Here is a 12,784-nt window from a genome sequence, read left to right as displayed (position 1 = left end):
GCAGGACAGCGTTGCTTCGTGATCTGATTTGCCGCCGTTTGTTTGAGCGAAGCGGCATTGCCGCGCAGCGAGTTGGGCGGCACCGCAGACTGAATGGCGTGACGCAGGTTTGCCCGGAGCGAAGCGTAGGGACGCAGACAGCAGGGTCGTGTTCTTTTGCCTTCTTTGCTTGCACGAGCAAGAAAAGAAGGTCGCCTGCCGGGCCGAAATCCCGGCCTCTGTCGCTGGCGACAAGCTGGAGTTATTTTGATAGCTGTTGGCGCTTGATGTGATTGCGGGGGAGGCTAATTTGGCTTGCAACTTCTGTTTAAACGACATGCTTAATTGATGGACAGTGGGCGGGTCTCGGCCCGCCTTGCCGACCTACTTTCTGCTGCCAGAAAGTAGGCAAAGAGCCGGACCCCTACTGCCCTTGGCCCCTTCGCTCAGTGCTTGCCGCAACGCAGGTTTCTCGTAGCGAAGCGTAGGGGGAGACCCGGCCTCTGCGTGCATGGCAATCGATGGATATTGAAATTAATTGTTAATTAATTTCAATATCTGGAATTTTACTTTTTCTTAATAAATCTTCCAGAGCTTCGAGAAAAGCACTTACTTCAGGCGATATGCTTGAATTTTCTTTTGATTCAAATATGGCACGACGATGTGCTAATGCATAAGCGTGGTAAATTGGATCGTAAAATGCAAATGAACCAGAGTTCTCATTGAACTTTAAAATTCTACCTTTTTCAGGTAGGCATAATTTTTCAAGTCGCTGTTTAAATCCAGTGCTGGGATAATCAGTATGTTCTCTTTGTATTTTTTGAAGTAAATCAAGTCTCGCAGCTTCTCCATTCTTGAAATCACACAGCGCCTGAATAATTATTTTTTCGTGATGAAATTTCGCTTTTCTTTTTTGATTTAAAGCTTTCTCAAAAGAATTTTGAATGTTATCAGAAGATTCTTCTATGTAGCTAAGTAATGCGTCGTCCCAATGAACTTTTGTAATATTAATTGCTTTTTCTGAAGTTTCAAGTACATTGGCTGCGTAGCATATATTCAAGCATAAGTTGTGCGCTACTGAAGCCATTCCGGCTGAATGCTGCACAATTAAGCTTTTGAATGTGTCTGAAAAATTTATGTTTAATAGATCAGATCCCTTGGTAATAATTGCTTTTATTTCTTCAGATGTCATGAGTGGAACATGAATTTCAGCAACTCTATGCTTCATTTCTTGGTCGTAATCAATGACTTGTCTGGCAGTATTTGTTGCACCAATTGCAATTATTTTTAACTCGGGATGATCGTCAGATAAATCCATGAAAATCTTCATTAATTGAGATAGATACTGCTTTTCAGAATCTTCAATTTTATGGAAATCTTCAATAACCCAACAAGCTCTGCTCTCTCCAATCATTTTTCCTAGGTTGGGCGGGGTTAATTGAGGGGGGAGTATAGGAACTGATTTTTGTTGCCCCTCTATTTTTCTTTGAATTTCAAATTGAGATTTGATATCACTAAATAATTTTGGGGGTTCAATTGAAAATTTCAAGGAGTTCTCATTTTTGGTAGATTTTTCTGAAATATAAAATGCATCTAATTGAGAGAAGGCATCAAGAATAATTTGATCAAACTTCATACCTCTCATACACCGGGTGGTAATATGGTGCTCATAGGTTTGTAGCAATTTATTTTGCAGCAAAGAGCTTTTTCCAACGCCTGAGTGTCCGTAAACAACAATTTGTTTTCCAGGGGTCATAAGAGCTCTAACCAATTTTTCTCTCAATGACTCACGCTCAATAAATGCTTTTTTTGCTGGCTGGCTGGCTTGGCGTAAAAACTTCGGTGGCTTGATGAATTTCTTGTCTCATTTTTATACAAATAAATAGCCAGTTTAGATTTCAACAGTTATTGGATTACCAAAAATTAACCCCTTTTTGGGTGCCATCATTTGGCCTGTAAGCATGTTAAATGCTTTGTCCTTACCGTGCGGTATTGCTCCACATTGCCGGGGTTAGCGGCAATAACCTCGTCAATGATGGCTTCCATCGCACAGGTGGTGTTCATCGGCTTGACGCTCTTGCCTTCAATGAACGGGTCAAGCGGTACTGAAAACACCTCGCTCAACTCTCACGCCCCTGGCAAAAAATACCCCGCCTTATGCTGATTCCGAGCACTGCTCACACACAGCTTCAACCGCGCCTCCATGTACTGCCGCACTTCCGAGCGATCACACATCTGCGCCAGATCTTCCCAGTACAACAAGCTGGTAAATGACGCCTTGGCAGACTCTGCTGTCTCGCCTTCGGCCATTGCCGCAGCTGCGGGCACGGGCGTAGGCACATAGATTGGCAGGTGCACCGGGGGGTAGTTGCGCACAGGACGCTCGGCCACTTCTTCCTTGCGGCGGGAGGTCAGCAGAAAGTAATGCTGCTTGGCGTTGGCCAGATGGGGCTTTTTCTCGGTGTCAAACACCTTGTCCAGCCGCTCCACCCCTTTGGCCACATCGGCCGCGTAAGTCCAGTTGGTGAGGTACTTGGTTTCGATGAACAAAAAGGTCTGCCGCGCAGGGTCGGAGACGAGTACGTCGGACAGCTTGCTGCGCAGGCGTTCGTGGCACAGGTAGGCGTGGGTGTCGAACGAGACATTGGGGCTTTGAAGAGCCAAGTCTTCGCGCCCCGTGACTTCCTGGATGTAGCGGTTGAAGTGGACGATGCGCTTGGCATAGCCGGCCGTGAATTCATTGAAAAAGTAGCCAGCAAAGAACTTGGTGCAGAGGTTGCGCTCTTTTTCGGATTCGATGAGGGTGGCGTTCGAGAAGATCACTGAATTTTTTCTGAGCTGGCTGTGCAGGGCATGGAAACCGATGGCGGGGATGACCGGAAAGAAACAAGGCCGCAGGCATGTGCTACCTGCGGCCTTGAGCATTATCTTGGCTTACAGGCACGCCTTTGGAGACGTGCCTGTAACAGAATGAGCCGGTTTTAAGCCAGTTTGGCCTTCAGCACTTCGTTGACCTGGCCGGGGTTGGCCTTGCCCTTCGATGCCTTCATCACCTGGCCGACCAGGGCGTTGAAGGCCTTGTCCTTGCCGGCGCGGTATTGCTCGACGTTGCCGGGATTGGCGGCAATGACTTCGTCGATGATGGCTTCCAGCGCGCCGGTGTCGTTCATCTGCTTGAGGCCCTTGGCTTCGATGAGGGCATCGACGTCCTGGCCTTCGCCGCTCCACAGGGCTTCAAACACGGTGCGGGCGGCATTGTTGGAGATGGTGCCATCGGAGATGCGGGCAATCATGGAGCCCAGCTGGGCGCTGCTGACCTTGACCGCATCCATGCCGATTTCTTCCTGGTTCAGGCGGCGCGAGACTTCGCCCATGACCCAGTTGGAAGCCAGCTTGGCTTGCTTGCAGACGGCGGTAGTGTCTTCAAAGTAGGCGGCCACGGCCTGGCTCTGGGTCAGGATGGTGGCGTCGTACTCGGGCAGGCCGTAGCTTTCAACAAAGCGGGCTGCCATGGCGCGGGGCAGCTCGGGCATGGTGGCCTTGACTTCGTTGACCCAGCTTTCGGCCACGACCAGCGGGGGCAGGTCGGGGTCGGGGAAGTAGCGGTAGTCGGCCGCGTCTTCCTTGGTGCGCATGGCGCGGGTCTCGCCCGTGTCGGGGTTGAAGAGCACGGTGGCTTGCTGGATCTTCTTGCCGTCTTCGATTTGCTCGATCTGCCAGAGGATTTCGTAGTCAATGGCGATCTGCATGTTCCTGAACGAGTTCAGGTTCTTGATCTCGCGGCGGGTGCCCAGGGGCTGGCCGGGCTTGCGCACGGACACGTTGGCGTCGCAGCGGAAGCTGCCTTCTTGCATATTGCCGTCGCAGATGCCGATCCAGGTGACGATCTTGTGCAGTTCCTTGGCGTAGGCCACGGCTTCTGCGGTGGAGCGCATGTCGGGTTCGGTCACGATTTCCAGCAGGGGTGTGCCGGCGCGGTTCAGGTCGATGCCGGACTGGCCGATGAATTCGTCGTGCACGGACTTGCCGGCGTCTTCCTCCAGGTGGGCGCGAACCAGTCGCACGGTCTTGAGGACGTTTTCCTTGCCTTCTTCCAGATAGAAGCTGACTTCACCGCCTTGGACCACCGGAATCTCGAACTGGGAGATCTGGTAGCCCTTGGGCAGGTCAGGGTAGAAGTAGTTCTTACGCGCAAAAATGCTGCGCGGCGCAATCGTGGAGCCGAGAGACAGTCCCAATTTGATAGCGCATTCCACGGCCTTTTTGTTCATGACCGGTAGGGTGCCGGGCAGGGCCAGGTCGACGGGGCTGGCTTGCGTGTTGGGCTCAGCGCCAAAGGCGGTGCTGGCGCGGCTGAAAATCTTCGACTGGGTGGCCAGCTGGGTGTGGGTTTCAAAGCCGATGACGACTTCGTAGCCATTGATTAGTTTTACAGTCATGTTCTTGCTTCAAAAAGTGGGCTGTATCCATGGCGGCGCGCATGAAACTGGCGCGGCTCGATCCAGGGACAGCGAGCAAGGGCCGCCCCGCAGCGAGGCTGTCGTCCCCCTTGAGGGGGAAGGCGCGAAGCGACTCAGGGGGTGTTCCATTTAGATACCGGCGGGGTTGCGCAGGTGGAAGTCGGTCGCTTGCTGGAAGCGGTGGGCGGCGTTGAGCAGCTTGGCTTCGCTGAAGTAGTTGCCAATCAGCTGCAGGCCCACGGGCATGCCGCCTTCGCCAAAGCCCGCAGGCAGGGAGAGGCCTGGCAGGCCTGCCAGCGATGCGGGCAGGGTGAAGATGTCGGCCAGATAGTTGCTGACCGGGTCGGCCTTGGCACCGATGGCCCAGGCCGTGGTGGGGGCGGCGGCACCGGCGATGACGTCACAGTCCTTGAAGGCAGCCTGGAAGTCGTCGGCGATCATGCGGCGAATCTTCTGCGCCTGCAGGTAGTAGGCGTCGTAATAGCCTTCGCTCAGGACATAGGCACCCATCATGATGCGGCGTTTGACCTCGTCGCCAAAGCCTTCGGCGCGGGTCTTTTTGTACATGTCGTTGAGGTCTTCGTACTGGGCAGCACGGTGACCGAACTTCACGCCGTCAAAGCGCGAGAGGTTGGACGAAGCCTCGGCAGGAGCCAGGATGTAGTACACGGGCACGGACAGCTCGGTGCGCGGCAGCGCCACGGGCACCAGCTTCGCGCCCAGCTTTTCGTATTCCTTCAAAGCAGCATCGACGGCGGTGCGCACGTCGGCGCTCAGGCCTTCGCCAAAGAACTCGGCGGGCACGCCAATGCGCAGGCCTTCGATGCTGTCGTTCAACTTGGCGCTGAAGTCTTCAGCAGGGTAGTCGAGGCTGGTGGAATCGCGGTCCAGATCGGGGCCGCACATCTCGGAGAGCAGCAACGCGCAGTCTTCGGCGCTGCGGCCCATGGGGCCGGCTTGGTCGAGGCTGGAGGCAAAGGCGATCATGCCGTAGCGGCTGGCGCGGCCGTAGGTGGGCTTGATGCCGGTGATGCCGCAAAACGATGCAGGCTGGCGAATCGAGCCGCCGGTGTCGGTACCGGTCACGGCCGGGGCCAGGCGCGCGGCCACGGCAGCGGCCGAACCACCCGACGATCCGCCGGGCACGCGATCCGTGTTCCAGGGGTTGCGCACGGGCTGGGCCGAGTCAAAGCCCACGGGGGCCACAGCGCTGTTCTCGTTGGCACCGCCCATGGCGAACTCATCGCAGTTGAGCTTGCCCAGCGTCACCACACCCGAGTCAGCCAGCTTGCGCACCACGGTGGCGTCAAACGGCGACTGGTAGCCTTCCAGCATTTTGCTGGCAGCGGTGGTGGGGAAGTCTTTGGTAACAAAGATATCTTTGTGTGCAATAGGCACGCCGGCCAGCTTGCCCCCCTTGCCTTCCGCAATCAGGGCGTCAGCCGCCTTGGCTTGTGCCAGCGTGACATCTTCATTGATGGACACAAAAGCGCCCAGGTTCTGATGCTGCTTGGCACGGGCCAGAAAGTGCTGGGCGGCTTCGACGGAGGAGACCTGCTTGGCGCGCAGCTGCGCGGCCAGCTCGGCCACGCTCAATTGGTGGAGTTCGGTTTGGCTCATTGTTCTGTGTTTCTCGCGCGTTTACTCGATGACCTTGGGAACCAGGAAGTAGCCGTTTTCGGCCGCCGGTGCGTTCTGCATGTTGGCGTCGCGGTTATTGGTCTCACTTACCAAATCGTCACGTAGCCGTAAGGCGATGTCCTGAATGGCTGCGACCGGGTGTGACAAAGGGCTGACGCCTGAGGTATCCACAGCCTGCATTTTTTCGACGATGCCGAAAAAGTTGTTAAGTTGCGATAGCATGCGCTCACTCTCACCTTGAGACAGTTCAAGGCGAGCCAAGTTCGCGATACGCGCAATATCTTGTTCGTTCAATGCCATAGAAATCTTTTAAGAGGCCAGCCACGTGTAAAGCAGTGTTTCTGACCAGGACAGTAGAAGTTATTCACAGGGGATACGGTATTATCTCGGCTTTGCCGCAATACCCTCATTGAGCTGGTCATTGTGCAAAAAAGCCCTCCCACCCAGACTCCCTTACCCATACCCCGGCGACGGCCCGCCGATGCGCTTGCCGTGCCTGAGAGGACCTTGAATGTTCGGAGCTTTCCGTCGGTACTTCTCCACCGACCTTGCCATTGACCTTGGCACTGCAAACACCCTCATTTTCGCCCGTGATAAGGGCATTGTCCTTGACGAACCTTCAGTCGTTGCCATTCGCCACGAAGGCGGCCCCCACGGCAAGAAGGTGATTCAGGCCGTCGGCCGCGAAGCCAAGGCCATGCTGGGCAAGGTTCCCGGCAACATCGAAGCCATCCGCCCCATGAAGGATGGCGTGATTGCAGACTTCGTGATCACCGAACAGATGATCAAGCAGTTCATCAAGATGGTGCATCCCCGCTCGGTGCTGACTCCCAGCCCGCGCATCATCATCTGCGTGCCCTGCGGCTCGACCCAGGTCGAGCGCCGCGCGATTAAGGATGCGGCCGAAGCGGCTGGCGCGACTGCGGTGTACCTGATTGAAGAGCCCATGGCTGCCGGTATTGGCGCGGGCCTGCCCGTGTCTGAAGCCTCGGGCTCCATGGTGGTCGATATTGGCGGCGGCACCACCGAAGTGGGCGTGATCTCCCTGGGCGGCATGGTCTACAAGGGTTCTGTGCGCGTGGGTGGCGACAAGTTTGATGAGTCCATCATCAGCTACATCCGCCGCAATTACGGCATGCTGATCGGCGAGCCAACCGCTGAAATGATCAAGAAGCAAATTGGCTCGGCCTTCCCCGGCTCTGAAGTCAAGGAGATCGAGGTCAAGGGTCGCAATCTGTCCGAAGGCGTGCCGCGCAGCTTTACCATCTCTTCCAACGAGGTGCTGGAAGCGCTGACCGATCCTCTGAACCAGATTGTCTCCGCCGTGAAGAACGCGCTGGAGCAAACGCCTCCCGAGCTGGGCGCTGACATTGCCGAGCGCGGCATGATGCTGACCGGTGGTGGCGCGCTGCTGCGCGATCTGGATCGCCTGCTGGCCGAAGAAACGGGCCTGCCCGTGCTGGTGGCCGAAGAGCCGCTGACCTGTGTGGTGCGTGGTTGCGGCATGGCGCTGGAGACCATGGACCGTCGTCAGGGCAGCATCTTCACCAGCGATTAATCGCTGCGACTGTGGTGTCTTGCAGTACGCGGCATAGTGAGCGTACTGCACCCACTTATCCACAAACAGGGCTTGAGTCAGTGATACGCCTGCATACCGCGCTCTCTTTTTGCATTCCTCCTGATTTAGGGGGCTGTGTGTACACGGCTATTGCCCAGAGGCGCGCATGAGTCTGGAAACTCTTGATCACCGCGCTCCATCACTGTTCAAGCAACAGGCATCGCGCACTTCCCAGCTTGCCCTCTACAGCGCCTTGGCGCTGTTTTTGATGGTGGCCGATGCGCGTTTCAAGATCACGACGCCGGTGCGCTCGGCGGTATCGGCGGCGCTTGCACCCGTGCAGTGGGTGGTGGCCCAGCCTGTGCTGGCTTACCAGAATGCCAGCCGCTACGCCGAGGTGCAGCAACAGGCCGTGTCCCGAGAAGACGCGGCCCGCAAGGAACTGGTCGTCATGGCCCAGCGTGCCGAGCTGGCCGATGAGCTGATTAAAGAAAACGAACACCTGCGCTCCATGCTGGATCTGCGTGAACGCAGCATCACGCCGGGGCAGGTGGCCGAGGTGGTTTATGACAGCCCTGATCCATACACGCGCCGCGTGGTGATTGACAAGGGGCAGGTGGACAAGATTGCGCCGGGCTCGCCCGTGCTGGATGAAAAAGGCGTCATCGGGCAGGTCACACGCGTCTATCCCACCCGCGCCGAAGTCACGTTGCTGATCGACCGCGATCAGGCCATTCCCGTCTTTAACCCACGTACTGGTGCGCGCAGTGTGGCTTATGGCGATGCGTCTTCGTTGCGTTCTGGCGGGCTTGAGCTGCGCTTTATGCCCAGCAATGCCGATGTGCAGGTGGGCGATTTGCTGACCACCAGCGGTGTGGATGGCTTGTACCCCTCTGGCCTGCCTGTGGCCAAGGTGGTGACGGTGGATCGCCGCGCCGATTCGGCCTTTACCCGCATCTACTGCGAGCCCGTGGGCAGGGTACAGGGCGTGCGCCATGTGATGGTGCTCACACCGCAAGGCCGTACCGAACACCCTGAAGCCGCCAATATGCAGGTGCAGGTGGATGCCGAAAAGGCTGATCGTGCCGCCAGGGCGCGCAGCAAGAACGAGCAAGCAGCCGCCGAAAAGAAGGCGGCTGAAGCCAAGGCCAGCAAGCCTGAAAAGCCCGCAAAGGACCCCGCATGATCATGCCGCGCGGCCAGCAGCTGTTGCTGCCGGTCAATCCTCTATTCATTGTGGTCACCGTGCTGATTGGCCTGGCCATCAACATGCTGCCGCTGGGTCGCATCGTCTGGCTGCCTGACATGCTGATGGTGCTGCTCGCCTTCTGGAGCCTGAACCAGCCCCAGCGCATAGGTCTGGGCATTGCCTTTGTGTTGGGCCTGATCATGGATGTAGACCGGGCCTCTTTGCTGGGCCAGCACGCACTGGCCTATACGCTGCTGGTGTACATCACGGGCTGGATGAGCCGCCGTCTGCTGTGGTTTTCTAGCCCGGTGCAGGCTCTGCACCTGTTGCCGCTGTTTGCCGTAGCGCATGGCATTCAGGTGCTGCTGCGCGTGGCGACCGGGGGAATCTTTCCTGGGCTGGAGTTTTTGCTGGCCCCTGTTTTTGAAACCTTGCTGTGGTCCCTCGTCAGCGTGGCTCTGCTGGCTCCGCAGCGCCGTGCGCCGGATAGTGATGAAAACCGGCCGCTTTGACATGAGGCTCCCCCTGAGTCGCTTCGCGCCTTCCCCCTCTCTAGCTACGCGGGAGGGGAACGACACCCTCGCTGCGCGGCGGCGCTTGCTTGGTGTCTATTATTCGGGTCACGCATCGTGGCCGGCTGAGGCGCGTGCCTGATGGAAATTCGTAACACTGAAGTTGAGCTGCAGCGCTTTCGCATGCGCGCAGTCGTGATGTGCTGCGTAGTGTTTCTGGCTTTTTGCCTGCTGGTCTGGCGTTTGCTGATGCTGCAGGTGGTGCGTCATGAAGAGTTTGCCGAGCGTGCCGAGAGCAACCGCACGGCGGTCGTGCCCATCGTGCCCAATCGGGGGCAGATTCTGGACCGCAACGGCGTGGTGCTGGCCACCAATTACTCGGCTTATACGCTGGAGATCACGCGCTCCAAGGTCGATGGTCTGGATGACACCATCGACGAGCTGAGCGAGATTATCGATATCACCCCGCGCGACCGCCGTAAGTTCAAGCGGCTGGTGGATGACTCCAAGAGCTTCGAGTCCATCCCCATTCGCTCGCGCCTGAGTGATGAAGAAGTGGCCAAATTCACAGCTCAGCGCTATCGTTTTCCGGGTGTGGATATCAAGGCGCGCCTTTTTCGGTCCTATCCTTTGAAGGAAGTGGGTGCACACCTGATTGGATACATTGGTCGTATCAATCAGCGTGAAAAAGAAGACATTGATGACTCCGATGATGCGGCTAACTATCGCGGCACCGAAGTCATTGGCAAGCTGGGTGCTGAAAAAAGCTACGAGCTGCAGTTGCACGGCCAGACAGGCTGGGAGGAAATGGAAACCTCCGCCGGTGGCCATGCCGTGCGTCGTCTGGGCAGCCGCCCCGCCACGCCGGGCCACAGCCTGCAGCTGTCGATTGATATCAAGCTGCAAAAGATGGTGGAAGACCTCTACGGCAGCCGCCGCGGCGTCGCCATTGCCATTGATCCGCGCAACGGTGAGCTGCTGGCCATGGTCAGCAAGCCCACCTATGACCCCAATCTGTTTGTAGACGGTATCGATCAGGAGAACTGGAAGGCGCTCAACGAATCGCTGGACCGTCCCTTGCTTAACCGCTCCATGCGCGGCACTTACCCCGTGGGCTCGACCTACAAGCCCTTCATGGCTCTGGCGGGTATCGAAAGTGGCAAGCGCACGGCTGGCACTGTGATTCAAGACGGTGGCTCATGGACTTTTGGCGGTCATACCTTTCGTTCAGGTCATGCGCTGGGCCCGGTCGATCTGGTGCGTGCCATTCAGCACTCCAGCAATGTGTATTTCTACACACTGGCCAATGAGATGGGCGTGGATGCGATTCACGATTTCATGAAGCCGCTGGGCTTTGGCCAGATTACTGGCATTGATCTGCCCGGCGAAGTGCGTGGTGTACTGCCCAGCAAGGAGTGGAAGCGCAAGACCTACAAGCGCGCCGCTCAGCAACAGTGGTTTGGCGGTGAGACGATTTCTCTGGGTATTGGTCAGGGCTATAACAACTTCACTATCTTGCAGCTCTCGCATGCGCTGGCCTCGCTGGTCAACAACGGCATGAGCTACACGCCCCATGTGGGCAAGGAGCTGATTGATGCCGTGTCAGGCACACGTACCGCCATTGTTCAGCCAGACCCCGTGAACCTGGGCTACAAGCAGGCCAATGTCGATGCCGTCAAGCGCGGCATGGTGGGCGTGGTGACGAACGGCACAGGTCGCGGTGTGTTTGGCAGTGCCAGCTATCTTTCCGGTGGCAAGACGGGTACGGCGCAGGCGGTGTCTGTGGGCCAGAAGGAAAAGTACAACGCTTCCCGCCTGACCGAATACCAGCGCGACCATTCGCTCTACATCGCCTATGGTCCGGCTGACAACCCCAAGGTGGCCGTCGCGGTGATTGTGGAAAACGCAGGCTTTGGCGCGGCTGCGGCGGCCCCCATTGCGCGCCGCATTCTGGACTACTGGCTGGTGGGCAACTACCCCAGCGAGGCTGATATTGCGGCGGTACGCGTCGGCAAGGCGGGTGCACCCATTGGCACACCCCGCCGTGCGTCAGATATCTCGGTACTGGCGGATGACGAGACAGCGCCTTAGGGTGCCAATACGCACTTAAAAATGATAGCTTCTGGTGCTTATCTGATAAGCGTTAGCGCAGAAAAGCGTCGTAGCCTGTTTTCAAAATCAACAGGCTGACTACGCCAATGAAAATGCTGCGCACAAAGCCCGTGCCGTGGCGCAAGGCCATCCACGTGCCCAGCATGCTGCCCAGCACATTGGCCACGGCCAGTGGAATCGCAAAGTGCCACCACACATGGCCTTTGAGCGAGAACAGCAGCAGCGCAGCGGCGTTGGATGCCAGGTTCAGCAATTTGGCGTTGGCAGACGCATTGAGAAAGTCATAGCCCAGCAGGCGCACGAATAAAAACACGAAGAAGCTGCCTGTGCCAGGGCCAAAGAAGCCATCGTAAAAGCCGATCAGCAGGCCGATGGCGCTGGCCGTCAGCATCTCGGTGCGGCCCGCCAGTCGCGGTTCGTGGTCGCGGCCCAGCTCTTTTTTGGCCAAGGTATAGCACAGCACTCCCAGCAAGATGATGGGCAGAAGCTTGCGCAGAAAGTCTGGCGAAATCTCGGTCACCGCCCACGCCCCTGCAAACGCACCGATCAACGTGGTGCCGATGGCCGGTAGCAGCGTGGCCCAGGTAATGTGAACGCGCTTGCTGAATTGCCATGCCGAAATGCCCGTTCCCCAGACGGCAGCGCTCTTGTTGGTGCCAAACAAAGTGGCGGGCGTGGTGGTGGGGAAGGCGGCGAACATGGCTGGCACTAGAATGAGGCCGCCACCGCCCACGATGGCATCAACAAACCCGGCCAGAGCCGAGGCGAGGGAAACAAGAATCCATTCCATGGGGTGCTGCCTGCAATTGGTGCATGCCGTGAGCGACCACGCGCCTGCTGGCGGGTGTCGCTGGGTGATGCGGGTGTCTGAACGAGAAGGCCGCCTTGAAGACGGCGGGGGATTGTCGCACCGCCGCACCTCGCCTGTGAGCGGACATAAAAAAAGCGCCCCGTGAGGGGCGCTTTTGAACGCATCTTTGATGCTTTTATATGTATTAGTCTGGTTGTGTCGAGTTGTCTCCTCGGCCCTCCATGCCACTTCGTAGAGCAGCGAGAGTGACGAGAATGTAAGGGGTGCACCTTCGTGGTGCATTGGGGAATTCCCTTGGGTGGTGTAGAAATTGTCTTACAAGCCCAACGGATTGTTACTGACCGTAGTTTTTTGTTTTTGAGAAATGTCAAAAACAATAGCGTCATATCTATATGACAAAACATTGTTAGAGGGATTTTCGAGAATGATCCTCGTCAAGAACGCCAATCCATTGATCGCGCGAAAAAAGTGTGCAGACCAAAAAAAATATGGCTGGCTTCAGCGCTTGGATTAGCGTTACCT

At 56.9% G+C, this 12,784-nt stretch carries 10 protein-coding genes and 2 pseudogenes; 4 read left to right on the top strand and 8 right to left on the bottom strand.

The features are described 5' to 3' along the window. The 7 genes and pseudogenes from HF327_RS21890 to gatC all read right to left on the bottom strand — a co-directional run. Nucleotides 1-318 (bottom strand): annotated as a pseudogene (locus HF327_RS21890) (hypothetical protein); the annotation flags it as partial. Between the two features lie 202 nt (nucleotides 319-520). Beyond that, nucleotides 521-1,831, bottom strand: a complete 1,311-nt coding sequence (locus HF327_RS09285) for an nSTAND1 domain-containing NTPase (RefSeq protein ID WP_328701768.1) — start codon at nucleotides 1,829-1,831, stop codon at nucleotides 521-523. Nucleotides 1,832-1,870: 39 nt separating this feature from the next. Next, nucleotides 1,871-2,079, bottom strand: a pseudogene (locus HF327_RS09280) (hypothetical protein); the annotation flags it as partial. 27 nt (nucleotides 2,080-2,106) lie between these two features. Next, on the bottom strand, nucleotides 2,107-2,802 hold the full coding sequence (locus HF327_RS09275; RefSeq protein ID WP_169107948.1) for an excinuclease ABC subunit A: 696 nt from the start codon (nucleotides 2,800-2,802) through the stop codon (nucleotides 2,107-2,109). 158 nt (nucleotides 2,803-2,960) lie between these two features. Further along, complete coding sequence (gatB, locus tag HF327_RS09270) at nucleotides 2,961-4,418, bottom strand: Asp-tRNA(Asn)/Glu-tRNA(Gln) amidotransferase subunit GatB (protein ID WP_169107947.1); 1,458 nt, start codon at nucleotides 4,416-4,418, stop codon at nucleotides 2,961-2,963. Nucleotides 4,419-4,568: 150 nt separating this feature from the next. Then, entirely contained in the window at nucleotides 4,569-6,059 is a 1,491-nt protein-coding gene (gene gatA, locus HF327_RS09265; RefSeq protein WP_169107946.1) for an Asp-tRNA(Asn)/Glu-tRNA(Gln) amidotransferase subunit GatA, read from the bottom strand. 21 nt (nucleotides 6,060-6,080) lie between these two features. Further along, nucleotides 6,081-6,380 (bottom strand): Asp-tRNA(Asn)/Glu-tRNA(Gln) amidotransferase subunit GatC, encoded by a 300-nt coding sequence (gene gatC / locus HF327_RS09260; RefSeq protein WP_099739858.1) that lies wholly within the window; start codon nucleotides 6,378-6,380, stop codon nucleotides 6,081-6,083. Between the two features lie 211 nt (nucleotides 6,381-6,591). Between gatC and HF327_RS09255 the strand changes: the two genes are divergently transcribed. The 4 genes from HF327_RS09255 to mrdA all read left to right on the top strand — a co-directional run bounded on the left by HF327_RS09255 (nucleotide 6,592) and on the right by mrdA (nucleotide 11,430). Beyond that, nucleotides 6,592-7,638 carry a rod shape-determining protein gene (locus HF327_RS09255; RefSeq protein WP_099739859.1) on the top strand — a complete coding sequence of 349 codons (1,047 nt, stop codon included), beginning with the start codon at nucleotides 6,592-6,594 and terminating at the stop codon, nucleotides 7,636-7,638. A 166-nt stretch (nucleotides 7,639-7,804) separates the two neighbouring features. Next, on the top strand, nucleotides 7,805-8,824 hold the full coding sequence (gene mreC, locus HF327_RS09250; protein WP_169107945.1) for a rod shape-determining protein MreC: 1,020 nt from the start codon (nucleotides 7,805-7,807) through the stop codon (nucleotides 8,822-8,824). After that, complete coding sequence (gene mreD, locus HF327_RS09245; RefSeq protein ID WP_169107944.1) at nucleotides 8,821-9,339, top strand: rod shape-determining protein MreD; 519 nt, start codon at nucleotides 8,821-8,823, stop codon at nucleotides 9,337-9,339. Before mreC ends, mreD begins: the two co-directional genes overlap by 4 nt. Before the next feature lie 138 nt (nucleotides 9,340-9,477). After that, nucleotides 9,478-11,430, top strand: a complete 1,953-nt coding sequence (mrdA, locus tag HF327_RS09240) for a penicillin-binding protein 2 (protein WP_169107957.1) — start codon at nucleotides 9,478-9,480, stop codon at nucleotides 11,428-11,430. A 52-nt stretch (nucleotides 11,431-11,482) separates the two neighbouring features. Here the strand turns inward: mrdA and HF327_RS09235 are convergent, their stop codons facing one another. Next, complete coding sequence (locus HF327_RS09235; protein ID WP_169107943.1) at nucleotides 11,483-12,241, bottom strand: sulfite exporter TauE/SafE family protein; 759 nt, start codon at nucleotides 12,239-12,241, stop codon at nucleotides 11,483-11,485. Nucleotides 12,242-12,784 lie beyond the last annotated feature (543 nt).

Origin of the sequence: Comamonas suwonensis (assembly GCF_012844455.2) — a bacterium.
GTDB lineage: Bacteria > Pseudomonadota > Gammaproteobacteria > Burkholderiales > Burkholderiaceae_C > Comamonas > Comamonas suwonensis.
Note: the sequence above shows the minus strand (reverse complement) of the source record. Positions and strands in the feature narration are given on the sequence as shown.

What these genes read in the sequence shown, in the direction of transcription:
- gatB (WP_169107947.1), bottom strand. Translation starts at nt 4,418, where the DNA reads ATGACTGTAAAACTAATCAATGGCTACGAAGTCGTCATCGGCTTTGAA.
- mreD (WP_169107944.1), top strand. Translation starts at nt 8,821, where the DNA reads ATGATCATGCCGCGCGGCCAGCAGCTGTTGCTGCCGGTCAATCCTCTA.
- mreC (WP_169107945.1), top strand. Translation starts at nt 7,805, where the DNA reads ATGAGTCTGGAAACTCTTGATCACCGCGCTCCATCACTGTTCAAGCAA.
- HF327_RS09235 (WP_169107943.1), bottom strand. Translation starts at nt 12,241, where the DNA reads ATGGAATGGATTCTTGTTTCCCTCGCCTCGGCTCTGGCCGGGTTTGTT.
- HF327_RS09255 (WP_099739859.1), top strand. Translation starts at nt 6,592, where the DNA reads ATGTTCGGAGCTTTCCGTCGGTACTTCTCCACCGACCTTGCCATTGAC.
- gatC (WP_099739858.1), bottom strand. Translation starts at nt 6,380, where the DNA reads ATGGCATTGAACGAACAAGATATTGCGCGTATCGCGAACTTGGCTCGC.
- gatA (WP_169107946.1), bottom strand. Translation starts at nt 6,059, where the DNA reads ATGAGCCAAACCGAACTCCACCAATTGAGCGTGGCCGAGCTGGCCGCG.